Annotated in this window: 21 protein-coding genes and 4 tRNA genes; 19 read left to right on the forward strand and 6 right to left on the reverse strand. The window is 63.9% G+C overall.

Annotation, left to right across the window (positions count from 1 at the left end; genetic code table 11):
• Nucleotides 1-210: 210 nt before the first annotated feature.
• The 11 genes from ACYUME_RS09110 to ACYUME_RS09160 all read left to right on the forward strand — a co-directional run bounded on the left by ACYUME_RS09110 (nt 211) and on the right by ACYUME_RS09160 (nt 9,876).
• Nucleotides 211-287, forward strand: a tRNA-Arg gene (locus ACYUME_RS09110).
• 37 nt (nt 288-324) lie between these two features.
• Nucleotides 325-400 (forward strand) — tRNA-His (locus ACYUME_RS09115).
• A 56-nt stretch (nt 401-456) separates the two neighbouring features.
• Nucleotides 457-541 (forward strand) — tRNA-Leu (locus ACYUME_RS09120).
• Nucleotides 542-577: 36 nt separating this feature from the next.
• Nucleotides 578-653 (forward strand) — tRNA-His (locus ACYUME_RS09125).
• Nucleotides 654-795: 142 nt separating this feature from the next.
• Nucleotides 796-1,095, forward strand: coding sequence for a DUF6388 family protein (locus ACYUME_RS09130; RefSeq protein ID WP_460418633.1), 300 nt, complete (start codon nt 796-798; stop codon nt 1,093-1,095).
• Between the two features lie 327 nt (nt 1,096-1,422).
• On the forward strand, nt 1,423-2,736 hold the full coding sequence (gene tig, locus ACYUME_RS09135; RefSeq protein WP_279884296.1) for a trigger factor: 1,314 nt from the start codon (nt 1,423-1,425) through the stop codon (nt 2,734-2,736).
• 91 nt (nt 2,737-2,827) lie between these two features.
• A complete protein-coding gene (clpP, locus tag ACYUME_RS09140; protein ID WP_011533114.1) occupies nt 2,828-3,469 on the forward strand; it encodes an ATP-dependent Clp endopeptidase proteolytic subunit ClpP in 642 nt (213 codons plus the stop codon).
• A 108-nt stretch (nt 3,470-3,577) separates the two neighbouring features.
• On the forward strand, nt 3,578-4,861 hold the full coding sequence (clpX, locus tag ACYUME_RS09145) for an ATP-dependent Clp protease ATP-binding subunit ClpX (protein WP_279884292.1): 1,284 nt from the start codon (nt 3,578-3,580) through the stop codon (nt 4,859-4,861).
• A 153-nt stretch (nt 4,862-5,014) separates the two neighbouring features.
• Entirely contained in the window at nt 5,015-7,411 is a 2,397-nt protein-coding gene (lon, locus tag ACYUME_RS09150; RefSeq protein WP_460418634.1) for an endopeptidase La, read from the forward strand.
• A 153-nt stretch (nt 7,412-7,564) separates the two neighbouring features.
• Nucleotides 7,565-7,837: a nucleoid-associated protein HU-beta gene (hupB, locus tag ACYUME_RS09155; RefSeq protein WP_011533117.1), complete on the forward strand. Its 273-nt coding sequence runs from the start codon at nt 7,565-7,567 to the stop codon at nt 7,835-7,837.
• Between the two features lie 179 nt (nt 7,838-8,016).
• Nucleotides 8,017-9,876, forward strand: coding sequence for a SurA N-terminal domain-containing protein (locus tag ACYUME_RS09160; protein ID WP_460418635.1), 1,860 nt, complete (start codon nt 8,017-8,019; stop codon nt 9,874-9,876).
• 224 nt (nt 9,877-10,100) lie between these two features.
• Here the strand turns inward: ACYUME_RS09160 and ACYUME_RS09165 are convergent, their stop codons facing one another.
• Nucleotides 10,101-11,141 (reverse strand): patatin-like phospholipase family protein, encoded by a 1,041-nt coding sequence (locus tag ACYUME_RS09165; protein WP_460418636.1) that lies wholly within the window; start codon nt 11,139-11,141, stop codon nt 10,101-10,103.
• A 159-nt stretch (nt 11,142-11,300) separates the two neighbouring features.
• Between ACYUME_RS09165 and ACYUME_RS09170 the strand changes: the two genes are divergently transcribed.
• The 3 genes from ACYUME_RS09170 to ACYUME_RS09180 all read left to right on the forward strand — a co-directional run bounded on the left by ACYUME_RS09170 (nt 11,301) and on the right by ACYUME_RS09180 (nt 13,242).
• Nucleotides 11,301-11,579 (forward strand): hypothetical protein, encoded by a 279-nt coding sequence (locus tag ACYUME_RS09170; protein ID WP_046854892.1) that lies wholly within the window; start codon nt 11,301-11,303, stop codon nt 11,577-11,579.
• Nucleotides 11,580-11,593: 14 nt separating this feature from the next.
• The gene (locus tag ACYUME_RS09175) at nt 11,594-12,361 is read left to right on the forward strand and encodes a CHAD domain-containing protein (protein WP_460418637.1); all 768 of its coding nucleotides are present in this window, start codon (nt 11,594-11,596) and stop codon (nt 12,359-12,361) included.
• A gap of 83 nt (nt 12,362-12,444) precedes the next feature.
• The gene (locus tag ACYUME_RS09180; protein WP_279885696.1) at nt 12,445-13,242 is read left to right on the forward strand and encodes an acyl-CoA thioesterase; all 798 of its coding nucleotides are present in this window, start codon (nt 12,445-12,447) and stop codon (nt 13,240-13,242) included.
• Nucleotides 13,243-13,333: 91 nt separating this feature from the next.
• Here the strand turns inward: ACYUME_RS09180 and ACYUME_RS09185 are convergent, their stop codons facing one another.
• The 3 genes from ACYUME_RS09185 to ACYUME_RS09195 all read right to left on the reverse strand — a co-directional run bounded on the left by ACYUME_RS09185 (nt 13,334) and on the right by ACYUME_RS09195 (nt 16,163).
• Nucleotides 13,334-13,702 carry an Mpo1-like protein gene (locus tag ACYUME_RS09185; RefSeq protein ID WP_279885694.1) on the reverse strand — a complete coding sequence of 123 codons (369 nt, stop codon included), beginning with the start codon at nt 13,700-13,702 and terminating at the stop codon, nt 13,334-13,336.
• A gap of 89 nt (nt 13,703-13,791) precedes the next feature.
• Entirely contained in the window at nt 13,792-15,270 is a 1,479-nt protein-coding gene (locus ACYUME_RS09190; protein ID WP_460418638.1) for a methyl-accepting chemotaxis protein, read from the reverse strand.
• A gap of 86 nt (nt 15,271-15,356) precedes the next feature.
• Nucleotides 15,357-16,163 carry a TatD family hydrolase gene (locus tag ACYUME_RS09195; protein ID WP_460418639.1) on the reverse strand — a complete coding sequence of 269 codons (807 nt, stop codon included), beginning with the start codon at nt 16,161-16,163 and terminating at the stop codon, nt 15,357-15,359.
• Nucleotides 16,164-16,319: 156 nt separating this feature from the next.
• On the opposite strand from ACYUME_RS09195, the gene ACYUME_RS09200 reads away from it, so the two are divergent.
• The 4 genes from ACYUME_RS09200 to greB all read left to right on the forward strand — a co-directional run bounded on the left by ACYUME_RS09200 (nt 16,320) and on the right by greB (nt 19,379).
• Nucleotides 16,320-17,726, forward strand: a complete 1,407-nt coding sequence (locus tag ACYUME_RS09200; protein WP_460418640.1) for an MltF family protein — start codon at nt 16,320-16,322, stop codon at nt 17,724-17,726.
• 112 nt (nt 17,727-17,838) lie between these two features.
• The gene (locus ACYUME_RS09205) at nt 17,839-18,273 is read left to right on the forward strand and encodes a DoxX family protein (RefSeq protein WP_279885687.1); all 435 of its coding nucleotides are present in this window, start codon (nt 17,839-17,841) and stop codon (nt 18,271-18,273) included.
• Nucleotides 18,274-18,517: 244 nt separating this feature from the next.
• Nucleotides 18,518-18,826, forward strand: a complete 309-nt coding sequence (locus ACYUME_RS09210) for a hypothetical protein (protein WP_279885685.1) — start codon at nt 18,518-18,520, stop codon at nt 18,824-18,826.
• 79 nt (nt 18,827-18,905) lie between these two features.
• Entirely contained in the window at nt 18,906-19,379 is a 474-nt protein-coding gene (gene greB, locus ACYUME_RS09215) for a transcription elongation factor GreB (protein ID WP_460418641.1), read from the forward strand.
• A 170-nt stretch (nt 19,380-19,549) separates the two neighbouring features.
• Here the strand turns inward: greB and ACYUME_RS09220 are convergent, their stop codons facing one another.
• Nucleotides 19,550-22,057 carry an ABC transporter permease gene (locus ACYUME_RS09220; protein ID WP_460418642.1) on the reverse strand — a complete coding sequence of 836 codons (2,508 nt, stop codon included), beginning with the start codon at nt 22,055-22,057 and terminating at the stop codon, nt 19,550-19,552.
• Nucleotides 22,057-22,740: an ABC transporter ATP-binding protein gene (locus tag ACYUME_RS09225; protein WP_279885679.1), complete on the reverse strand. Its 684-nt coding sequence runs from the start codon at nt 22,738-22,740 to the stop codon at nt 22,057-22,059. The genes ACYUME_RS09220 and ACYUME_RS09225 overlap by 1 nt, the downstream gene beginning before the upstream one ends.
• Nucleotides 22,741-22,750: 10 nt before the next feature.
• On the opposite strand from ACYUME_RS09225, the gene ACYUME_RS09230 reads away from it, so the two are divergent.
• Nucleotides 22,751-23,356 (forward strand): arylesterase, encoded by a 606-nt coding sequence (locus ACYUME_RS09230; protein ID WP_460418643.1) that lies wholly within the window; start codon nt 22,751-22,753, stop codon nt 23,354-23,356.
• Nucleotides 23,357-23,374 lie beyond the last annotated feature (18 nt).

The raw sequence follows: 23,374 nt of genomic DNA on the forward strand, positions 1-23,374 counted from the left end.
GTATTCTCGCACGACACGGCGCAAGGGCAAAGGCGCGTGGTCGGGCAAATCCCCTAACCCCTTCAATAATTTAAATTTTTTAGAGAAAGGTGTTGACGACCCGCAGGGCCGACTATAAGATTCGCCGCACTTGTCGGGCACTGCCTGGCACGGGTTGGCAAAGTCGGGCAGAATAAGCGGTTCGTTTGTTCGGTTGGACTGAAAGCTTAAGCGCCCGTAGCTCAGCTGGATAGAGCATCCGCCTTCTAAGCGGATGGTCGCAGGTTCGAGTCCTGCCGGGTGCGCCATAAGGCCTGGGCAAGTGGCAAGCAACACCGCAATATGGTGGGCGTAGCTCAGTTGGTAGAGCGCTGGATTGTGATTCCAGTTGTCGTGGGTTCGATTCCCATCGTCCACCCCAGATTCTGCAGAGGCGCCTCGATTTGATGATCCGGCGCCTTTGTTTTTGAGTTTCATGCGGACGTGGTGAAATTGGTAGACACACTGGATTTAGGTTCCAGCGGCGCAAGCTGTAAGAGTTCGAGTCTCTTCGTCCGCACCATGTTTCTGTAAGGCTGTACCGCAACACTGCTATATGGTGGGCGTAGCTCAGTTGGTAGAGCGCTGGATTGTGATTCCAGTTGTCGTGGGTTCGATTCCCATCGTCCACCCCATATTTCCGAAGGCGCCTTGGTCGTATGACCGGGCGCCTTTGTCGTTTCTGGTATTGGCGGCCTATGGTGGCCTTGCTGCAAAAGCTGATAGATTTCAGTCGGTTGAATGGTAGGCCGAACGGTCGGCAGAGGAATAGCGCAGATGATCGCAAAAGAGGCGCGCCAGGCCCTGGCGCTGCAACGTTTCGCCGAGGCCAATCCGCAACTGCTCGAGGAAATCCACGAGCTGGACGCCCGCGAGCAGGCCCAGCAGATCGAGTGGGCATTCGAGGACGCTGCGCAGGAACAGGGCGTCGAACCTTGGGAGTATGCGCTGCAGCTGATCGCCGAGTCGCCTGAGCAGTTGCAGGCCATGCGCCTGGAGACCCACCGCGAGGTGGCCGAGGCGCTGGGGTTGGCGTGGGAAGAGTATTGTCAGTTCAATGGGATTGATCTGGAGTAGGTCGGGGTTTTCCGGTTGTGCTGTGATGAGACGAGCACTTGTAGGCCCTCACGCAGGCTCCCTTGAAATCACCGACAAAAAGCCATATCTCAACTGGCCGCTGTTTGTTTGACAAGGTTTTACAGCCGCGCGCGCCACAAGGTGTCGCGCGGCCATGAATGAAACAGGCTCGACGCCAATGCGGGCGGGCCTTCCAAGGAAATCGACCGGCATAGCGGGCCGACAATCCGGGTGGGGTGACTTCTGCTGCACGAGTCACTAGAATGCTTGCCCTTGATTCTGGAGTCGGGCTATCGCCGGCTAACGTCTGTGCAACGAGGAATATCCATGCAAGTTTCTGTTGAAAACACTTCCGCTCTCGAGCGCCGCATGACCATCGCCGTTCCGGCCGAGCGCGTCGAGAACGAAGTCAACAAGCGTCTGCAGCAGACTGCCAAGCGCGCCAAGGTTGCCGGCTTCCGTCCGGGCAAGGTGCCGATGAGCGTGATCCGCCAGCGTTACGAAGATGCCGCTCGTCAAGAGGCCTTCGGTGACCTGGTCCAGGCTTCCTTCTATGAAGCCGTGGTCGAGCAGAAGCTGAACCCGGCTGGCGCCCCCGCCGTCGAGCCCAAGTCGTTCGAGAAGGGCAAGGATCTCGAGTTCGTCGCCATCTTCGAAGTCTTCCCTGAGTTCACCGTTGCCGGTTTCGACTCGATCGCCGTCGAGCGCCTGAGCGCCGAAGTGGCCGATGCCGACCTGGACAACATGCTGGAAGTCCTGCGCAAGCAGAACACCCGTTTCGAGGCCGTCGAGCGCGCTGCAGCCAACGACGACCAGGTCAACATCGACTTCGTCGGCAAGATCGACGGTGAAGCCTTCGCCGGCGGCTCGGCCAAGGGCACTCAGCTGGTGCTGGGTTCCGGCCGCATGATCCCGGGCTTCGAAGAAGGCCTGGTCGGCGCCAAGGCCGGTGAAGAGCGCGTGGTCAACGTGACCTTCCCCGAGGACTACCAGAACCTGGACCTGGCCGGCAAGGCCGCCGAGTTCACCATCACCGTCAACAGCGTCTCGGCGCCTGTGCTGCCTGAGCTGAACGAAGCCTTCTTCGCCCAGTTCGGCATCAAGGAATCGACCCTGGAAGGCTTCCGCGCCGAAGTTCGCAAGAACATGGAGCGCGAACTGCGCCAGGCCATCAAGACCAAGGTCAAGAACCAGGTCATGGACGGTCTGCTGGCCGCCAACCCGATCGAAGTGCCGAAAGCCCTGCTGGAAAACGAAGTCAACCGTCTGCGCGTGCAGGCCGTCCAGCAGTTCGGTGGCAACATCAAGCCCGACCAGCTGCCGGCCGAACTGTTCGAAGAGCAGGCCAAGCGCCGCGTGGTCCTGGGTCTGATCGTCGCTGAAGTGGTCAAGCAGTTCGAGCTGAAGCCGGACGACGCCAAGGTTCGTGAAGTCATCGAAGAGATGGCCTCGGCCTACCAGGAGCCTGAGCAGGTCATCGCCTGGTACTACAAGAACGACCAGCAACTGAACGAAGTCCGTTCGGTTGTGCTGGAAGAGCAAGTTGTAGATACTGTCCTGCAGAAAGCGACTGTGACCGACAAGTCGGTCTCGTACGAAGAAGCCGTCAAACCAGCACAGGCTCCTGCCGCCGCTGAGTAACAGGCTACTCTCGTAGGAAACCCCCACAAGCCAGCCTTCGCGCTGGCTTGTGCGTATTCAAGCCATGACTATTTGGGAGCGAGTGCAGGACATGTCCCGCAATTCTTATATTCAGCAAAGCTCTGACATCCAGGCCGCAGGCGGCCTGGTCCCGATGGTTATCGAGCAGTCCGCCCGTGGCGAACGTGCCTACGACATCTACTCGCGTCTCCTGAAGGAGCGCGTGATCTTCCTGGTCGGCCCCGTAGAAGACTACATGGCCAACCTGGTGGTGGCGCAGCTGCTGTTCCTTGAGGCGGAAAACCCGGACAAGGATATCCATCTTTATATCAACTCCCCGGGCGGCTCGGTAACTGCCGGCATGTCGATCTACGACACCATGCAGTTCATCAAGCCGGACGTCTCGACCATCTGCATCGGCCAGGCCTGCAGCATGGGCGCCTTCCTGCTCGCGGCCGGTGCCGCTGGCAAGCGCCACTGCCTGCCCAACTCGCGGGTGATGATTCACCAGCCGCTGGGTGGTTTCCAGGGGCAGGCGACCGACATCGAGATCCACGCCCAGGAAATCCTCAACATCAAGGCGCGCCTGAACGAGCTGCTGGCCCACCACACCGGCCAGTCGCTGGAGACCATCAAGCGCGACACCGAGCGCGACAACTTCATGAGCGCCGCGCGCGCGGCCGAGTACGGCCTGATCGACTCGGTCTACGACAAGCGGCAACTGGCATCCTGAAGCAATGCGCCAGAGCGGGCGGGCACGGATTGTGCCCGCCCGCGGACTTGAAAAAGCCAGCGATTGCCTTCATCTTGTGTTTCAAGCCTACCGGATTGGATCGATCGAATGACTGACACCCGTAATGGCGAGGACAACGGCAAATTGCTCTATTGCTCCTTCTGCGGCAAAAGCCAGCACGAAGTGCGCAAATTGATTGCCGGCCCCTCGGTATTTATCTGCGACGAGTGCGTCGACCTGTGCAATGACATCATCCGTGAGGAGGTGCAGGAAGCCCAGGCCGAGAGCAACGCGCACAAGCTACCCTCGCCGAAAGAAATCAGCGGAATCCTGGACCAGTACGTCATTGGTCAGGAACGCGCGAAAAAGGTCCTGGCAGTAGCGGTGTACAACCACTACAAGCGCCTGAACCAGCGTGACAAGAAAGGCGACGAAGTCGAACTGGGCAAAAGCAACATCCTGCTGATCGGGCCGACCGGCTCGGGCAAGACGCTGCTCGCCGAGACGCTCGCGCGCCTGTTGAACGTACCGTTCACCATTGCCGACGCCACCACCCTGACCGAAGCCGGTTATGTCGGTGAGGACGTCGAGAACATCATTCAGAAACTGCTGCAGAAGTGCGACTACGACGTGGAAAAAGCCCAGATGGGCATCGTCTACATCGACGAGATCGACAAGATCTCGCGCAAGTCGGACAACCCGTCCATCACCCGTGATGTATCGGGCGAGGGTGTGCAGCAGGCGTTGCTGAAACTGATCGAAGGCACCGTTGCCTCCGTGCCGCCGCAAGGCGGGCGCAAGCACCCGCAACAGGAATTCCTGCAGGTCGATACCCGCAATATCCTGTTCATCTGCGGTGGCGCCTTCTCGGGGCTGGAAAAGGTCATCCAGAACCGCTCCACCAAGGGTGGCATCGGCTTCAGTGCCGAGGTGCGCAGCAAGGAAGAAGGCAAGAAAGTCGGCGAGTCGCTGCGTGAGGTCGAGCCGGACGATCTGGTCAAGTTCGGTCTGATCCCGGAGTTCGTGGGTCGTCTGCCAGTATTGGCGACGCTGGACGAGCTGGACGAGGCTGCGCTGATGCAGATCCTCACCGAGCCGAAGAACGCCTTGACCAAGCAATACGCCAAGCTGTTCGAGATGGAAGACGTCGATCTCGAGTTCCGCAGCGATGCGCTCAAGGCCGTCGCGCGCAAAGCCCTGGAGCGCAAGACCGGCGCCCGTGGCCTGCGTTCGATCCTCGAAGGCGTGCTGCTCGAGACCATGTACGAGATTCCTTCGCAGAAGGAAGTCAGCAAGGTGGTGATCGACGAGAGCGTCATCGAGGGGACTTCGCAGCCATTGCTGATCTACGAGAACAGCGAGCCGCAAGCCAAGGCCGCTCCCGACGCCTGATCAGGTGGGATGCAGCAAAAGGAAAGGGGCCCTAGGGCCCCTTTCTGCATTTCATGGCCCCGGCGCTTGTAATTTTGCAGGGCTGCCCCCACATTAGCCCCAAGCACCATTTCCAACGGTTTCCGGCCACAAGGCCGCTGTAGAGGCGAAATCATGAAGACCACCCTCGACTTGCCTCTTTTGCCATTGCGTGACGTTGTCGTCTATCCGCATATGGTCATCCCACTGTTCGTGGGGCGTGAGAAGTCCATCGAGGCCCTCGAGGCTGCGATGACGGGCGAGAAGCAGATCCTCCTGCTGGCCCAGAAGAATCCTGCCGACGACGATCCGGGCGAAGACGCCCTGTATCGCGTGGGCACTGTCGCCACCGTGCTGCAATTGCTCAAGCTGCCCGATGGCACCGTCAAGGTGCTGGTCGAGGGTGAGCAACGCGGCGCCGTCGAGCGCTTCAACGAAGTCGATGGCCATGTCCGCGCCGAAGTCAGCCTGATCGACGAAACCGAGACCGCCGAGCGCGAGTCCGAAGTGTTCGTGCGCACGCTGCTGTCGCAATTCGAGCAGTACGTGCAACTGGGCAAGAAAGTGCCGGCCGAAGTGCTGTCTTCGCTCAACAGCATCGAAGAGCCTGGCCGCCTGGTCGATACCATGGCCGCGCACATGGCGCTGAAGATCGAGCAGAAGCAGGAGATCCTCGAGATCATCGACCTGCAGACCCGCGTCGAGCACGTTCTGGCGCTGCTGGATGCGGAAATCGACCTGCTGCAGGTAGAGAAGCGCATTCGCGGCCGCGTGAAGAAACAGATGGAGCGCAGCCAGCGCGAGTACTACCTGAATGAGCAGATGAAGGCCATTCAAAAGGAACTCGGTGATGGCGACGAAGGCCACAACGAAGTCGAAGAGCTGAAAAAGCGTATCGATGCCGCGGGCCTGCCCAAGGATGCCCTGGCCAAGGCCCAGGCCGAGCTGAACAAGCTCAAGCAGATGTCGCCGATGTCGGCGGAGGCCACCGTGGTACGCTCGTACCTCGATTGGCTGGTGCAGGTGCCATGGAAAGCCCAGAGCAAGGTGCGCCTGGATCTGGCCAAGGCCGAGGAGATCCTCGACGCGGATCACTACGGCCTGGAAGAGGTCAAGGAGCGCATCCTCGAGTACCTCGCCGTGCAGAAACGGGTGAAGAAGATCCGTGGCCCGGTGCTGTGCCTGGTTGGTCCGCCCGGCGTGGGCAAGACCTCGCTGGCCGAGTCGATCGCCGCCGCCACCAACCGCAAGTTCGTGCGCATGGCCTTGGGTGGCGTGCGCGACGAGGCCGAGATTCGTGGCCATCGTCGCACCTACATCGGCTCGATGCCGGGTCGTCTGATTCAGAAAATGACCAAGGTTGGCGTACGCAATCCACTGTTCCTGCTCGACGAGATCGACAAGATGGGCAGCGACATGCGTGGCGACCCGGCCTCGGCGCTGTTGGAAGTGCTCGATCCGGAGCAGAACCACAACTTCAACGACCACTACCTGGAAGTCGACTACGACCTCTCGGACGTGATGTTCCTGTGCACCTCGAACTCGATGAACATCCCGCCGGCGCTGCTCGACCGCATGGAAGTCATCCGCCTGCCGGGCTACACCGAGGACGAGAAGATCAACATCGCGGTCAAGTACCTGGTGCCCAAGCAGGTCAAGGCCAACGGCTTGAAGAAAGACGAGCTGGAGGTCGAGGTGTCGGCCATCCGCGACATCATTCGCTACTACACCCGCGAAGCCGGTGTGCGTGGTCTGGAGCGCCAGATCGCCAAGGTTTGCCGAAAGGTGGTCAAGGAACATACCGGGGCCAAGCAGGTGAAGGTCAAGGTCAGCGGCGAGCAGCTCGAGCAGTTGCTTGGCGTGCGCAAGTTCCGCTACGGCCTCGCCGAGCAGCAGGATCAGATCGGCCAGGTTACCGGCCTGGCCTGGACCCAGGTGGGTGGCGAGTTGCTCACCATCGAAGCCGTGGTCATCCCTGGCAAGGGCCAGTTGATCAAGACCGGCTCGCTGGGTGACGTCATGGTCGAGTCGATCACCGCCGCGCAGACGGTCGTGCGTAGCCGCGCCCAGAGTCTGGGGATCGCCGCAGACTTCCACGAGAAGCGCGACGTTCACATCCATATGCCCGAAGGCGCGACGCCGAAGGATGGCCCTAGCGCGGGCATCGGCATGTGCACCGCGCTGGTGTCGGCGCTGACCCAGATCCCGGTGCGCGCCGATGTGGCGATGACCGGCGAGATCACGCTGCGCGGCCAAGTACTGGCCATTGGCGGGCTCAAGGAAAAACTGTTGGCGGCACACCGCGGCGGGATCAAGACGGTGATCATTCCCGAAGAGAATGTTCGCGATCTCAAGGAGATTCCAGAAAACATCAAGCAGGATCTTCAGATCAAACCGGTCAAATGGATTGACGAAGTCCTCCAAATTGCGCTGCAATACGCCCCGGAGCCCTTGCCAGATGTGGCTCCGGAGATCGTCGCGAAAGATGAAAAGCGCGACGGTGATGCCAAGGAAAGAATCAGCACGCATTAATACGTATTTCGCTGGGGGGCGTTGGTTGACAGTTTTTTCCGGCCCTTGCTATAAAGCGGCACGCCAGTGTCAACAGGCCACCCAGCGCTCGTTTCATAAGCTTTTCATTACATACTTAGAAACAAACTCAATAGAGATATAAGGGGACTTAGAGTGAACAAGTCGGAACTGATTGACGCTATCGCCGCATCTGCTGACATCCCGAAAGCTGTAGCCGGCCGTGCGCTGGACGCAGTCATCGAATCCGTCACCGGCGCCCTGAAGCAAGGTGACGATGTGGTACTGGTTGGCTTCGGTACCTTCTCGGTCAAGGAGCGCGCCGAGCGCACCGGTCGCAACCCGCAAACCGGCAAGGCGATCAAGATCGCTGCCGCCAAGGTTCCAGGCTTCAAGGCTGGCAAGGGCCTGAAAGACGCCGTCAACTAAGTCGTCTTTCAGCCGGTCCGGGCAAGCCTGGGCCGACCGCGTGACGGCGGGTCGCAAACGTTCCCGCTGGCACGCTCGCTTCGAAAAGGCGCATCCACTGGATGCGCCTTTCTTCTATCAGGATTCTACCCACGCTCCGCGGTTGTCGATGCAGTGGTACAGCCGTTTCTGGGGGACGCATGCTGCAGAATATCAGGGACAATTCACAAGGTTGGATTGCCAAGACCATCATCGGCCTTATCGTCGTGTTGATGGCGTTGACCGGCTTCGAGGCTATTTTCCAGGCCGCCAGCCATAGCCAGGACGCCGCCAAGGTGAACGGTCAGACCATCAGCCAGAACGAGCTGAGTCAGGCCGTGGACATGCAGCGCCGCCAGCTGATGCAACAGCTGGGCAAGGATTTCGACCCTGCGCTGCTGGACGAAAAGATGCTGCGCGAAGCCGCGCTCAAGGGGCTGATCGACCGCAAGCTGTTGTTGCAGGGCGCCGAAGACGCCAAGTTCGCTTTTTCCGAGGCCGCGCTGGATCAGCTGATCCTGCAGACGCCTGAGTTCCAGGTCGATGGCAAGTTCAGCGCCGAGCGCTTCGACTCGGTCATCCGCCAGATGGGCTATGGCCGCATGCAGTTCCGCGAAATGCTCGCCCAGGAAATGCTCATCGGCCAGCTGCGCACCGGCCTTGCCGGCAGCAGCTTCGTCACCGACAAGCAGGTCGACGCCTTCGCCCGCCTGGAGAAGCAGACCCGCGACTTCGCCTCGCTGACCTTCAAGGCCGATCCGGCCGCGGTGAAGGTGAGCGATGAGGAAGTCAAGGCTCACTACGACCAGCATGCCAAGGAGTTCATGACCCCTGATCAGGTGGTCATCGACTACATCGAGCTGAAGAAGTCGGCGTTCTTCGACCAGGTCAAGGTCGATGACGACGCGCTCAAGGCACTGTACGAGAAGGAAATCGCCAACCTTGGCGAGCAGCGTCATGCTGCCCACATCCTCATCGAGGTCAACGACAAGACCAGCGACGCTCAGGCCAAGGCCCGCATCGAAGAGATCCAGCAACGCCTGCAAAAGGGTGAGGATTTCGCCGCCCTGGCCAAGGAGTTCTCCCAGGATCCTGGCTCTGCCAGCACGGGTGGTGACCTCGGCTTTGCCGGCCCTGGCGTGTACGACCCGGCCTTCGAGGACGCGCTGTACAAGCTGAGCAAGGAGCAGGTTTCCGCCCCGGTTCGCACCGAGTACGGCTACCACCTGATCAAGCTGCTGGGCGTCGAGGCACCCGATGTACCTAGCTTCGCCAGCCTGAAAGACAAGCTGACCCACGAGCTGAAGACCCAGCAGGTGGAGCAGCGCTTCGTCGAAGCCACCAAGCAGCTCGAAGACGCCTCGTTCGAGGCTTCCGACCTGGCGCAGCCGGCACAGGATCTGGGCCTGAAAGTGCACACTTCGGCGGCGTTCGGCCGCGAGGGTGGCGAAGGCATCACCGCCAACCGTGGCGTGATCCAGGCCGCGTTCAGCGAAGAGGTGCTGGAAGAGGGCGCTAACAGCAACGGTATCGAGCTCGATCCTGAGACCGTGGTGGTCTTGCGCGTCAAGGAGCATCGCAAGCCGGAGCAGTTGCCTCTGGAGGCGGTCGCCAAGAACATTGGCGAGCACCTGGCCAAGGAGAAGGCGACTGCCGAACTCAAGGCCAAGGCCGACAAGTTGATCGCCGACCTGCGTGCAGGGGCAATCAAGGCTGACAGCCAGCACTGGAAAGTCCAGGAAGCGGCCACCCGTGGCCAGGACGGCATCGACCCGGCTGAACTGCAGGCAGTGTTCCGCCTGGGCAAGCCTGCGTCCAAGGACAAGCCGGTCTACGGCAGCGTGGTCCTGGGCGACGGCAGCCTGGTCGTGCTGCAGCTCAAGGGCGTCAACGAAGGCGCCGCCGCCACCGACGAAGAGAAGGCGCAGATTCGCCGCTACCTCGCCTCGCGTGCTGGCTCGCAGGACTTTGCGGCGTACCGCAAGCTGCTCGAAGGTAGTGCCGACATCACGCGCTACTGAGTAGTGCGCTGATCACGAAACAGGCCGCTTACGCGGCCTGTTTCGTTTCTGATGATCTGAACGCTCTGCTGCCGCCTCCCTCTCTCTGTAGGAGCGGCCTTGTGTCGCGAAAGGGGCGCGAAGCGCCCCCAGGGTTTCAGCATTGACGCAGCAATCGCCGGGGCTGCTCCGCAGCCCTTTCGCGACACAAGGCCGCTCCTACAGGGACCGCGCATAGCCGCGGCCTAGCGCCGAACCCCTTCATGATTGTCCAACGTATCCCGGGCAATCTCCCGCCCCAGGGCGATCAGCTCCGGCGCCTTGTAGAACTCGAAGAATCGGCACACGCGCTTGGGCACGTTGATCAGCACGTCCGGTGGGTACCCGGCGATCTTGTACTGGGCCAGCGACGTCTGCATCACCTCGAAGCTCTGGTTGATCAGGTCGAGCAACGACGCAGGGCCGACGTTGTCGACAATGAATGAGCCGGTGGCCGACTTCGGTGCTCCCTCGCTCTGCGGCGCGGCGGCCGGTTGCTGGCCCTCGGGGGCGGCACCGTCAGTGAGCCAGGGGTTGGGATTGGCCAGCCCTTCGGCGGTGATTTCCTGTTCCAGGCGGATCAACTGCTCAGCCGGTTTACGGCGAAACGGCAGGCGCGAGCCAAGCGAGCTGATCAGCGCATCGAAGCGCATCTTGAAGGCCGCCGGGCGCTCGATCACCGGCAGCTGGTATTGCTTCTGATTGGTGGCGTTGAGGTTGACCGCGATGATCAGGTCGCAGTGGCTGGACACCACCGGAACGATCGGCAGCGGGTTGAGGATGCCGCCGTCGACCAGCATGCGATTGCCCTGCACCACCGGTGTGAACAGGCTGGGGATCGCCGCCGAGGCGCGCATGGCCTGATGCAGGCAGCCCTCCTGGAACCAGATTTCCTGCTGGTTGGTCAGGTCGGTCGCCACCGCCGTATAGGGGATGCGCAACTGCTCGATATTGATTTCGCCGACGATCTTGCGGATCTGCCCGAATACCTTGTCGCCACGGATGGCGCCCAGGCGAAAGCTGACATCGACCAGGCGCAGCACATCGAGATAGTCCAGGCTCTCGATCCAGCGACGGTACTCGTCGAGCTTGCCGGCGGCATAGATGCCGCCGATTACCGCGCCCATGGAGCAGCCGGCGATGCAGGCGATCTCGTAGCCGCGGCGCTCGATTTCCTCGATCACGCCGATATGCGCGTATCCCCGGGCGCCGCCGGAGCCCAGCACCAATGCCACGCGTTTGCTCATGACCGTTCCCCCTGCAAGTGTGCAACCATGGTCCAACAATGCACCCATTGCCGCCTGTGCTTCAATGTAGTCCGCGCTGGACTACGCTGAGCAGGGCACTTTTCGTCTGCTTTGCCGTCGAACGGCCACCCTAGTTATCGACCCCTCGAGGTATTACCCATGAAAGCCTGGATCACCCTTCCTCTGATTGCCCTGGCGCTGGCCGGCTGTGCGGGCAAGACGGCCTATCGCGACAGTTGCGCGACCCAGCTCGATGCCGCCTGGAAGGAACTGGACCTGGCCAAGGCCGAAGGTTTTGCCGGCACCGTGAGCTATTCCAAGGCATTGTCGCTACTGACCGGTGCCAAGACCCAGCAGCAGTTCGAGGGCTTCGAAGGGTGCACCCGCAAGGCCGAGAAGGCGCGCTTCTATATTCGTGAATCCCGCGCCGGGCGTTGATCAGGGAGAAACCCATGTCCGCCATGCTCGATCATGTGGTCCGCCAGGTGCTCGCACTGCAGGTGCGGTTGCTGGCGTGTCGTGAACGCCTGGCTGCCGATACCGACAGCGAAGCGCTGCATGACCTGCGCATCAGCCTGCGGCGTTTGCGCAGCCTGCTGCGCCCGCTGCGCGGTTTGCCGGGCGTCGAGCAGCTGGAGGGCGCGGCGGGCTCGTTGGGCACGCTCACCACGCCGTTGCGCGACCGTGAAGTCCTTGCGGCACAGTTGATCAAACGGGGTCACCTGCAAGCGGGGGAGCGCCGCCGAGAGGGCAGGGCGCGGACCTTCGCCAGTGTCGCGGCCAGCCCGCAGCTTGGTCGGGTGCTGGCGATTCTCGACGCCTTCCCGCTGTTTCTGCGGGCGGCCGATCGCGAAGGGCTGGTGCAGGGCCTGGCCAAGCGCATCGACCGACGCCTGCAAAAACAGTGGCGTACGCTGGGCAAGGCCCTCGAGGATCCAGCCCATGACCGTCACCGTCTGCGCCTGCTGATCAAGCGTGTGCGCTATGGTGACGAGGCATACCCGCAGCTCGACCATGCCGGCAGGAAGCTGCAGCGCTTGCTCAAGCAGGCCCAGGGCGACCTGGGTGACTGGCATGATCGGTTGCAGTGGTTGCTGCAGGTGCGCGAGCACAGCGACCTGGCTGGCTGCAAGGTCGCCTGGGAGCATGAACTGCACGCCGCCGAGGGCCGCTCCGATCTCACCCTCGAGGCGTTGCGCCAGGCCCTGGTACGCCGTTAGTTCCGGCAAATGACCGATATGCGGGCTGCTGCTGGCGTCAGTGCTGGTTAACATCGGGCTTTTCCCGCAAGGAGCCCTGAACCATGAATTTCACTGAGTTGCTGGCAGCGGCGCGCGCGCATCCCGAGGCCGTCAGCGTACCGGCTGGTTGGGCCCAGGGGCGTGCCGTGTTCGGCGGCCTGATGGCGGCGATGGTGCATGAAGCGATGCGTCAGAAGCTGACCGACGAGCGTCCGGTGCGTTCACTGGCGATCACCTTCGTCGGTCCGGCGGCGCCGGATGTACCGATCAGCCTGGAAGTGGAGGTCTTGCGCGAAGGCAAGGCAGTCAGCACGCTGCTCGGCCGCGCCGTGCAGGACGGCCAGGTGGTGACGTTGGTGCAAGGCAACTTCGGCGCCGGTCGCAGTTCGGTGGTGGCGGTCGACGCGGCGCCGGCCATGCCAATGAAACCGTTGCAGGAGGCTGCGCCGGAGCTGCCTTACATCAAGGGCTTGACGCCCGAGTTCATGCAGCACGTGGCGTTTCGCTGGGCGGTCGGCGGCTTGCCGTTCAGCGGCAACGACTCACGCCACATGGGTGGCTGGGTGCGGCTGCGCGATGTCGCCGAGGAACCGGTGGGGGTGGCGCACCTGCTGGCGTTGGTCGATGCCTGGCCGCCGAGCCTGCTGCCGTATCTCAAGCAACCAGCCGCAGGTAGCACGCTGACCTGGACCATCGAGTTCGTGCAGCCTACGCCGCGGCTGTCGACGCTCGACTGGTGTCGCTACGTGGTCGAGACCGAGTATGCCCGTGATGGCTACGGGCATGCGGCCGCGACCCTATGGACAGCCGAAGGAGAATTGCTGGCGTTGAGCCGGCAGACGGTGACCGTGTTCGCCTGAGCCATCTTCATCAAGCCAGTCGCGGGGCAAGCCCGCTCCCACAAGCGCCATTGCATGGCGTGGGAGCGGGCTTGCCCGCGATGTCTTCCAGTCAATGACGATGCTTGTGGCGTTCGCGCCAGGCCCGCCACCAGGCACCGCTGAGCACGAAGCGCGGAAAGGTGACGAACTGCTCGGTGAGCAGGCGTTGCACGGCGTCCTTGCGGTCGGCGAAGGGCTCGGGCTGCTCGGCCTCCAGGCGATGCCCCTGGCGCTGCAGGCCCAGCCCGGCGACCAGGGCGATGACGCCCACGGCAATCTGCGACAGGTCCAGCCCGAGCAGCCCCGAGAGCACCAACAGCGCGCCCAGGATGAACAGCGGCACGGCGATCAGGTGCAGCACCAGATTGGTGGGGTGGCGATGATTGTGATGGTAGCCACGCCATTGCCAGGCGGGCAGGTTGGGCAGTCGCTTGCTCATGGACAGTTCCTCCAGGACATGTCCCAAGCTTAGTGCGGCCCCCGCAAGGGGGCCAATCAAGGCTGGCTATGGCAACCATAGCGCGGGTGTCAGAGCTTGAGCTGGCCGATCGCCTTGTTCAGCTCGCCGGCCAGGGTCGCCAGTTCGCTGCTGGTGGTGGCCGAGCCCACGGTCTGTTGCACGGTCTGCTCGGTGACATCGCGGATGCTCACCACGGCACGGTTCATCTCCTCGGCCACCTGGCTCTGCTGCTCGGCGGCCACGGCGATCTGCGTGTTGCTCTCGCGCATCTGGGCCACGGCGCTGGTGATCTCGGCCAGGGCCTCGCCGGCTTCGCGGGCCTGCCTGACGCAATCGTCGGCTTTGTAAGAGCTCTCTTGCATGAAGTCCACGGCGTCGCGCGTGCCGGCCTGCAGGTCGGCGACCATGGTGGTGATCTCATCGGTGGAGGTCTGCACGCGCTTTGCCAGGTTGCGCACCTCATCGGCGACCACGGCGAAGCCACGGCCGAGGTCGCCAGCCCGGGCCGCTTCGATGGCGGCGTTGAGGGCGAGCAGGTTGGTCTGTTCGGCGATGCTGTGGATGACCCCGACCACGCTGTTGATCTTCTGGCTGTCGTCGGCGAGCTGGCGAATCATCTCGGCAGTCTGCTGCACGCCGCTGGACAGGCCGGAGATCGAGTCCTGCACCCGGCTGACCACGGCCTGGCCGCTGCCGGCCAGGGTATCGGCGGTCTGCGACAGGTCGCGGGTGGCGCCGGCATGCTGGGCGATGTGATGCACGGTGGCGGTCATTTCGTTGATGGCGGTGGCGGCCTGGTCGGTTTCGCTCTGCTGGCCGATCATGCCGTGGCGCACTTCGTCCATGCTGCCGGCCAGGCGCGCGGCGCCGGAGTCCAGCTGAGCGGCGGTGCGCGCCACGGTGCTGACCACGCGGTGGTAGGTGGTCTGCATGGCGTTGAAGGCGCCGGCCATCTGGCCGACTTCGTCGCCACAGGCCAGGGGTACCCGGGCCGACAGATCCCCGGTCTTCTCCACGTGCAGCATCACGTCCTTGAGCGTGTTGAGCTGGCTGAGCAGGAAGCGGATCAGCAACTGCGAGGCGCCTAGCATCGCCAGCATCAGGACCAGCACGCACACGGCATAGTTGCTGAAACGGTCGAAATAGACCTGGCGCAGGCTTGGCGACTGGGCGAGCACGGCGAGGTGCCGGTCGCCCTGGCGCAGTACCTGGGCGCCGCGCAGCGGGTTGTCGCCAAGGACCCAGGCACTGGGCAGCTGTACCCAGCCCTGGGCGTCGCGCAGGGCTTCGAGCGGTTCGCCAGCGAACTGCGGCGTCTGGCCGCTGCGCCAGGTGATCAGGTTGGCCTGGTTGGGCAGCGCCTGGCCGGCGGGCCAGGCCGCCAGCAGTTCGGCCTGGGCGAGGGCCTGCGTCTGGGCGCCGCTGGCGCGGGCCTGTTGCTCCAGGTACACCGCGTAGAGCACCAGCATCAGCGTGGTGACGAAGGCCACGGCATTGACGGCCCAGAACTTGTATTTGAGGGAAAGGTTGCTAATCCAGGCACCCATGGCAGGTCTTCTCTGAGTTGGCGGAAACATTATTGGCAAGGTGCCATCATTGTGTCCGCCAGGGCCAGGACCTGCCTTGACGTGCGTCAAGAAACCTCGGGCAGGCCGAAGAACGTCCGGGCACAGGCGGTGGTATGGGCCGCCGTGCGTTCTGGGGTTTCACCGCGGTGCCGCGCCACTTCGCGCAGTACCTCGGGCAGGAAGGCTGGTTCGTTGCGACCGTTCTTCGGCTTTGGCCTGAGGCTGCGGGGCAGCAGGTAGGGCGCGTCGCTCTCGAGCATCAGGCGGCCTTGGGGAATGCTGCCGACCAAGGGATGCAGGTGGGTGCCTCGGCGTTCGTCGCAGATCCAGCCAGTGATGCCGATATGCAGGTCCAGGTCTAGGTAGGCGAACAGCGCCTGGCGTTCACCGGTGAAGCAGTGCACCACGGCGGCGGGCAGGTGGTCGCGGTAGCCCTTGAGGATCGCCAGCAAGCGCTCGCTGGCCTCGCGTTCATGGAGGAATACCGGCAGGCGCAGTTCCACGGCCAGTGCCAGTTGGGCTTCCAGGGCCTTTTCCTGGGCGGGGCGTGGGGAGAAGTCACGGTTGAAGTCCAGGCCGCATTCGCCCACGGCCATGACCCGCGGCTGGGCGAGCAACTGGCGCAGCTGGCGCTCGCTGTCGGTGTTCCAGTGACTGGCGTCGTGGGGATGCACGCCGGCGGTGCTGAACAGGCGCTGGCCGGGCTCATCCAGGCGCTGACACAGCTCCAGTGCTTCGGTGCTGACGTCCAGGCTGGTGCCGGTGAGGACCATCTGCGCCACGCCGGCCTGGATGGCGCGCTCGACGATAGCGGCCTGCTGGTCATGGAAACTGCTGTTGGTCAGGTTGACGCCGATATCGATCAGTTGCATGGTGCTACCTCGTGCCCGGGGCGGCCAGCATAGCAAAAACCGGGAAATCGAGAAAAAACCAAGAACTTCAAACGTTTGCCGTGGTCTTTTGCCGTCATTTGTCACGGATGATCACTGCGCATGGTGCCTGCCAACCACCCTTGGACCCTCTCCCTCATGCTGCGAACCCTGCTGACGATTCTGTTGCTGTCCGGACTGCTGGTCACCGGGCCGGTCATCGCCCGTGAAACCGGCCCGCAACAGCATGTGCCCGCCAGCCAGGCGCGTGACCTGGCGCAGATCCGTTCGAGCAAGGTCCTGCGGGTGCTGGTCAACCAGAGCCGCAACAGCTCCGGCGAGGTCAAGGGCGAGCCGGTGGGCGTCGAGTACTATCGATTGCGGGCCCTGGAGCATTACCTCAATGCCCGGGTGGCCGATGGGCAGGAAATCACCCTGAAGATCATTCCACGGGCCAAGGAGCAATTGCTCGGGGCGCTGCAGCGAGGCGAGGGCGATCTTGCCGCGCCGGGCGAACTGCTCGATCCGAGCGTGGTGCGCGGCGTCGACGCCAGCGCCCCGGTGGTCGACCAGGTGCCCTTGCAACTGGTGGGGCGCAAGGGCGGGCGCGGTTACAACCGGGTCGAGCAACTGTCCGGGCGTACCATCGCCCTGACCAGCGCCAGTGCCGCCGGGGCGGCGATCCAGGTCCTCAACCAGCAGTTGGCATTGCGCAAGCGGGCGCCGATCAAGGTGGAGTGGGTCGATCCGACGCTGGCCGTCGAGGATGTGCTGGAGATGGTTCAGGCCGGTATCTACCCGCTGACCGTGGTGGAGCGCCCGATCGCCCAGCGTTGGGCGCGGGTGATGCCGCGCCTGCGGGTGGACAGCAAGGTGCACCTGGCCCAGCCGGGAGCCATGCGCTGGTATGTACGGCAGGACGCGCCGATGTTCCGCGCGGCGGTGGACCGCTTTCTCGCCACCTACCGCGCCCCGGATAACCAGGACGCGGCTTTCGAGCGTATCTACCGGCGCCAGTATCGGGTGCACAACCCATTGGCCAGCAAGGACCGCCAGCGTCTGGTCTCGCTGCGCCCGGTATTGCAGAAGCACGGCGGTGACCAGCAGTTCGACTGGTTGAACCTGGCGGCGCTGGCGTTCAAGGAGTCCACGCTCAATCCCCAGGCGCGCGGTGTCGGCGGTGCCCATGGGCTGATGCAGATCACCCCGGCGGCGGCCCAGCGGGTCGGGGTGAGCAACACCGCCACTGTGGACGGCAATGTCCAGGCCAGTGCGCGCTACCTGGCGTTGATCCGTCGCAAGTTCTTCTCCAGCCCCGTGCTCAACGAGCGTGAGCGCATGGCCTTTATCCTGGCCGCCTACAACCTGGGGCCGGAGCGGGTACAAGCCATGCGTGCCGAAGCCCGGCGGCGAGGGCTCAATGGCAACCAGTGGTTCTTCCAGACCGAACGGGTCGCCATGGAGCAAGTGGGCATGGGGCCGGTGAATTTCGTCAACAGCGTGAACAAGTACTACCTCGCGTTCAATCGCGAGCGGGCTTCCCTGGAGCGGGTGGCCAAGCGCTAAACAAATCTATTTATTAGATGTTTTTAACGCATAAATTGCGATTTTACTATTCGATTAATTGATTATTATGGCGCCCATTGCACACACACCTGCTCAAACAAGGAAGCACGACATGAACCACTCCCTCAAAGCCCTGTTCTCCACCCGCGCCGGTTACGGCCTGAGCGTCATCCGCATCCTGGTCGGCATCATCTTCATGGCCCATGGTGCGCAGAAACTGTTTGGCCTGTTCGGTGGCTATGGCCTGGAAGGCACCGGCCAATGGATGGAAAGCATCGGCCTGGCGCCAGGCTACCTGATGGCCCTGCTGTCGGGCAGCGCAGAGTTCTTCGGCGGGCTGGCGCTGGTGGTCGGCCTGCTGGCCCGCCCGGCGGCACTGGCACTGACCGTGACACTGGTGGTGGCGATCTTCTCGGTGCACATCGGCAATGGCTTGTTCATGTCCAACAACGGTTATGAGTTCGCCCTGGCACTGATGGCCGGTACCGTGGCAGTGCTGATCGAGGGTGCGGGCCGCCTATCGCTGGATCGTCTGATCGCACGCTGATCATCGATCGCGGGACAGGCCCGCTCCCACGAAGATTGTGGGAGCGGGCCTGTCCCGCGATTGCTTTTGCACAAGCGCTTGTAACTTGATGCGTCAGGCTCTAGCATACCGACTGCGCCGATTTAAACAGCTACTTGCGGGGCGCAGGAGATGCCCCCGGGGTCTCCGAAATACCGCTAAAGCGCTGGTTCGGTGACGCCTCCCACCGCTGCCCAGCGGGATCAGCGAGGCGGAGAGAGACTCCATGAGTTGCCCACGTACCAGTGTCTGCTTGACCCCCCTGGCCAAGAACCAGGCCTCCCGTACCCCGCGCATCCTGCTCGGCGGCCAGCATCAACCCACGCTTTTGCGCAATCTCGACGGCTTTTCCCGACGCAAGGGCCAGGCCTGTGCCTTCCTCATCCAGTTCTCCGACAGCTGTGAACAGCTCGACCAATACGGCAACGACCGGTTCGACCTGGCCGTGATCCAGGCACCTGCGGCCGAGGACGCCGCCGAGGTCATCGGCCAGCTGACCCGTATCGCGCGCCAGGGTCTGATCACCCGGCGTTGAACGACTCGCCGCGATTTCGCTAAGCTCGGACGCTCGGCGGGTGCCTGGCGCCCGTGCCGATGCACTGAGGAGGCAGTCGTTGAGCACCAACATCATCACCACCGAAGGTCATGCAGCCCTGAAGAAGGAGCTCGATCATCTGTGGCGGGTCTATCGCCCGGAAATCACCCAGAAGGTCACCTGGGCCGCATCGCTGGGCGATCGCAGCGAGAATGCCGACTACCAGTACAACAAGAAGCTCCTGCGCGAGATCGACCGGCGCGTGCGTTACCTGCGCAAGCGCCTGGAAGACGTCAAGGTGGTCGCGTATTCACCCCAGCAGGAAGGCAAGGTGTTCTTCGGCGCCTGGGTGGAAATCGAGAACGACGACGGTGAGCAGTTGCGCTTTCGCATCGTCGGCTATGACGAGATCCATGGGCGCAACGACTACATCTCCATCGACTCGCCCATGGCCCGCGCCTTGCTCAAGAAAGAGGAGGGTGACGAGGTGCTGGTGCACACGCCCACGGGCGAGGCGACCTGGTATGTGAACAGTATCCGCTACAACCTCTAGCTGGCGATTTCTGTAGGAGCGGCCTTGTGTCGCGAAAGGGCCGCGCAGCGGCCCCAGCAATCGTTGCCTTGGTGCTGATATCCCGGGGCTGCTTCGCAGCCCTTTCGCGACACAAGGCCGCTCCTACAGGAGAAAGCGTAAGCCTCCGATCACTGCGCAAGGCTTCATTTTCACCCCTCGCGCAACACCGCCAACGGACTTGCATTGAGCGCGCGACGCGTGCCGACCACCCCGGCTCCGCCTACCAGCACCGCCCCGGCCAGCGGCAACGCCAGCAGCCACGGATGGGGTGCCCAGTGCAGGTCGAAAGCATAGCGGTACAGCGCCCAGGTGATCAGCTCGCAACCCAGCGCCGCCAGCACGCCGCTGGCCGCGCCGAGCAGGCCGAACTCGATGCGTCGTGCCTTGACCAGCAACGGGCGCGCCGCCCCCAGCGCCCGCAGCAGGGCACCCTGGCGAATGCGTTCGTCGAGGGTCGCCTGCAGGCCGGCAAACAGCACCGCCAGTCCTGCCGCCAGCACGAACAGCAGCACGTACTCCACCGCCAGGGTGACCTGGGCGAGGATGCTGCGCAGCTGCGCCAGCAGCGCGTCGACCTGCAGCACGGTCACCGCCGGGAAGGCCCGGGACAACGCGACGATCTCCTGGTCGTGGCCCGGCGCCAGGTAGAAGCTGGTGAGGTAGGTGGTGGGCAGGCCTTGCAGGGTGCCTGGCTGGAAGATCATGTAGAAGTTGGGCTGGAAGCTGTCCCAGTGCACGCTGCGCAGGCTGCTGACCCGCGCCTGGCGCTGCTGGCCGCCGATGTCGAAGGTCAGCAGGTCGCCCAGTTGTAGGTGCAGGCTCTGCGCCAGCTCCGCCTCCACGGAAACCCCGGGCACTTCATCGCCGGCGGGCGCCTGTTGCCACCACTGGCCAGCGCTCAGGGCGTTACCCTGGGGCAGTTCGGCCGCCCAGGTCAGGCTGAGGTCGCGCTGGATGGCGCGCTCGCCGGTGGACTCCTTGCTGACCAGCTGGCGTACCGGCTGCTCGTTGATATGTGTCAGGCGGCCTGGAATCACCGGGTACAGCGGCGCGGCGGTGGCGTTGATACGGGCCAGGTGCTCGGCGAATGGCTGGCGCTCGTCGGGCAGGATGTTCAGGGCGAAATGGTTGGGCGCGTCCTTGGGCAATTGTGCCTGCCAGGTATCGAGCAGCTCCGCCCGCAGCAGGGCGACCAGCCCCATCGCCAGCAGGATCAGGCCGAAGGCCAGGGCCTGGCCGGCAGCTGCCAGCGGGTGGCGCAGCAGTTGCCCGAGCCCCAGGCGCCAGGCCAGCGGCGCGTCGGCCAGCAGCCGGCGCAGGCTGCGCAAACCGAGCAACAGCAATCCGCCCAGGAACAGCGCGGCGATCAGTCCGCCGCCGAGCAGGGCGAAGGTCAGCAGCAGATCCAGGCTCAGTCGCCACATGATCAGGCCCAGAGCGAACAGCGCCGCGCCGTATACCAGCCAGCTGCTCGGCGGCAGTGGCAGCAGGTCGCGCCGCAGCACGCGCAGCGGCGGCACGCGGCCAAGGGCTGCCAGCGGCGGCAGGGCGAAGCCGGCCAGGGCCACCAGGCCAGTGCCGATACCGGCCAGCGCTGGGGTGAGACCACCGGGTGGCACCTGGCTCGGCAGCAGGCCTTCGAGCAGGTGGAACAGCCCCAGTTGCGCCAGCCAGCCGAGCAGGGCGCCTGCCAGCGCGGCGGCCGCGCCGAGCATGGCCAGTTGCAGGCTGTACAGGCCAAGGGCCTGATGCCGGGACAGTCCCAGGCAGCGCAGCAGGGCGCTGGCATCCAGGCGCCTGGCAGCGTAGCGGCTGGCCGATAGGGCCACGGCGACGCCAGCCAGCAGCACTGCCACCAGGCTCGCCATGTTCAGGTAGCGCTCGGCCTTGCCCAGGGCGCCGCCGATCTGGCGGTTGCCATCGCGGGTATCGAGCAGGCGCTGGTTGGCGGCCAGGGTCTTTTGCGCATCCTGGCGATACTGTTGCAGGGCGTCGACATCGCCACGCCACAGATCTCGATAGCTGACCCGGCTGCCGGGCTGGATGACGCCGGTGGCGTCCAGGTCGGCAAGGTTCATCAGCACCCGTGGCGTCAGGCTGTAGAAATTGTTGGCGCGGTCGGGCTCGTAGGTCAGCACGCGGCTCATGCGCAGCGTCTTCATGCCCACGTCGATGCTGTCGCCGATGGCCAGGCCCAGCGCCGCGAGCAGGCGCGGTTCGACCCAGGCCTCGCCCGGCGCGGGACCGCCGCCGGGCGTTTCCTCGGCGTAGGGCGCCGCCGCGCTACGCAGTTGGCCGCGCAGAGGATAGGCGGGGTCGGCCGCCTTGATGCTGGAAAGCTGGATGCCGCTGTCGCCGCCGACCACGCTGGTGAACTCCACCACCCGCGCATGGCGCAGGCCCAGCGCCGTGCCGCTGGCGATCTGTGCATCGCCGGGCTCGGCGCTGCCCTGCAGGACCAGATCGGCGGCGAGGAACTCGCTGGCGCGCAGTTGCATGGCGCCATTGAGGCGAGCGCCGAAATAGCCGATCGCGGTACTGGCCGCCACCGCCACCAGCAGGGCGAAGAACAGCACGCGGACTTCGCTGGCGCGGGCATCGCGCAGCAGCTGACGTAGCGCAAGGGCGCACAGGCGCGGGAACGATAGACGGGTCATCAGGGCTCCAGGGGCGCCACCAGGCGACCGGCATCCAGGCGGATCAGGCGATGGCAGCGCTTGGCCAGGCGCTCGTCGTGGGTCACCAGTACCAGGGTGGTGCCGCGCTCCTGGTTCAGCTCGAACAACAGGTCGCTGATGCGCTCGCCGGTGTGGCTGTCGAGGTTGCCGGTGGGCTCGTCGGCGAACAATACCGCTGGCTGCGCAGCGAAGGCCCGGGCGATCGCCACGCGCTGCTGTTCGCCACCGGAGAGCTGGCGCGGCGTATGGCTCAGGCGTTTGCCCAGGCCGACGCGCTCGAGCAGGCTGCGGGCATGCTCACGGGCATCCCGGCGGCCATCGAGCTCCAGTGGCAGCATGACGTTCTCCAGGGCGTTGAGGCTGTCGAGCAACTGGAACGACTGGAACACGAAGCCTACGTGCTCGGCGCGCACCCGCGCGCGCTGGTCCTCGTCGAGCGGGCCGAGGTCGTGGCCGGCCAGCACCACCTTGCCGGCGCTGGGCCGGTCGAGGCCGGCGAGCAGGCCCAGCAGCGTCGACTTGCCGGAGCCGGAGGCGCCGATGATGGCCAGGCTGTCGCCCTGGGCGAGGTCGAGGGAGAGGGCGTGAAGGATGGTCAGGTCGCCTTCCGCGCTGGGGACCACTTTGCTAAGGTTCTGCGCAACGAGAATGCTGGGGCCCATGGAGAATCCGATGCGAAATTGGTGGTTGAGTGCCGGTCTGGCCCTGTGTTGCCTGGCCCAGGGCGCGGCGGCGGGAACGTTGCTGGTCGTCGGCGATAGTATCAGCGCCGGTTTTGGCCTGGATACCCGCCAGGGCTGGGTCAACCTGCTGCAACAGCAGCTGGAGAAGGAGGGTTTCGACGACCAGGTGGTCAATGCCTCGATCAGCGGCGACACCAGTGCAGGTGGCCAGGCGCGGCTGCCGGCGCTGCTTGCAGCGCACAAGCCGGACCTGGTGGTGCTGGAGCTGGGTGGCAACGATGGCCTGCGCGGGCAGCCTGCGCAGCAATTGCAACAGAATCTTGCATCGATGATCGATCAGTCCCGCCAGGCCGGGGCCAAGGTGGTGCTGCTGGGCATGCGCCTGCCGCCGAACTATGGCGTGCGTTACACCACGGCGTTCGCCCAGGTCTATGAACAGCTGGCCGCGGATAAAAAGGTGCCGCTGGTGCCGTTCTTCCTCGAAGGCGTGGGCGGGGTGCCGGAGCTGATGCAGGCCGATGGCATCCATCCAGCCGCGGCCGCCCAGCAGCGCTTGCTGGAAAATGCCTGGCCGACGATAAAACCCTTGCTGTGACGCTTTTATCGGGGGCCG

The sequence above is a fragment of the Pseudomonas sp. microsymbiont 2 genome, from assembly GCF_054788395.1.

Coding starts and splice junctions, on each gene's coding strand:
- ACYUME_RS09210 (WP_279885685.1), top strand. CDS start 18,518: ATGAGTTGCCCACGTACCAGTGTCTGCTTGACCCCCCTGGCCAAGAAC.
- tig (WP_279884296.1), top strand. CDS start 1,423: ATGCAAGTTTCTGTTGAAAACACTTCCGCTCTCGAGCGCCGCATGACC.
- ACYUME_RS09165 (WP_460418636.1), bottom strand. CDS start 11,141: ATGAGCAAACGCGTGGCATTGGTGCTGGGCTCCGGCGGCGCCCGGGGA.
- ACYUME_RS09185 (WP_279885694.1), bottom strand. CDS start 13,702: ATGAGCAAGCGACTGCCCAACCTGCCCGCCTGGCAATGGCGTGGCTAC.
- ACYUME_RS09130 (WP_460418633.1), top strand. CDS start 796: ATGATCGCAAAAGAGGCGCGCCAGGCCCTGGCGCTGCAACGTTTCGCC.
- ACYUME_RS09175 (WP_460418637.1), top strand. CDS start 11,594: ATGTCCGCCATGCTCGATCATGTGGTCCGCCAGGTGCTCGCACTGCAG.
- ACYUME_RS09195 (WP_460418639.1), bottom strand. CDS start 16,163: ATGCAACTGATCGATATCGGCGTCAACCTGACCAACAGCAGTTTCCAT.
- ACYUME_RS09230 (WP_460418643.1), top strand. CDS start 22,751: ATGCGAAATTGGTGGTTGAGTGCCGGTCTGGCCCTGTGTTGCCTGGCC.
- ACYUME_RS09200 (WP_460418640.1), top strand. CDS start 16,320: ATGCTGCGAACCCTGCTGACGATTCTGTTGCTGTCCGGACTGCTGGTC.
- clpX (WP_279884292.1), top strand. CDS start 3,578: ATGACTGACACCCGTAATGGCGAGGACAACGGCAAATTGCTCTATTGC.
- ACYUME_RS09205 (WP_279885687.1), top strand. CDS start 17,839: ATGAACCACTCCCTCAAAGCCCTGTTCTCCACCCGCGCCGGTTACGGC.
- ACYUME_RS09180 (WP_279885696.1), top strand. CDS start 12,445: ATGAATTTCACTGAGTTGCTGGCAGCGGCGCGCGCGCATCCCGAGGCC.
- ACYUME_RS09220 (WP_460418642.1), bottom strand. CDS start 22,057: ATGACCCGTCTATCGTTCCCGCGCCTGTGCGCCCTTGCGCTACGTCAG.
- clpP (WP_011533114.1), top strand. CDS start 2,828: ATGTCCCGCAATTCTTATATTCAGCAAAGCTCTGACATCCAGGCCGCA.
- ACYUME_RS09170 (WP_046854892.1), top strand. CDS start 11,301: ATGAAAGCCTGGATCACCCTTCCTCTGATTGCCCTGGCGCTGGCCGGC.
- ACYUME_RS09190 (WP_460418638.1), bottom strand. CDS start 15,270: ATGGGTGCCTGGATTAGCAACCTTTCCCTCAAATACAAGTTCTGGGCC.
- ACYUME_RS09160 (WP_460418635.1), top strand. CDS start 8,017: ATGCTGCAGAATATCAGGGACAATTCACAAGGTTGGATTGCCAAGACC.
- ACYUME_RS09225 (WP_279885679.1), bottom strand. CDS start 22,740: ATGGGCCCCAGCATTCTCGTTGCGCAGAACCTTAGCAAAGTGGTCCCC.
- lon (WP_460418634.1), top strand. CDS start 5,015: ATGAAGACCACCCTCGACTTGCCTCTTTTGCCATTGCGTGACGTTGTC.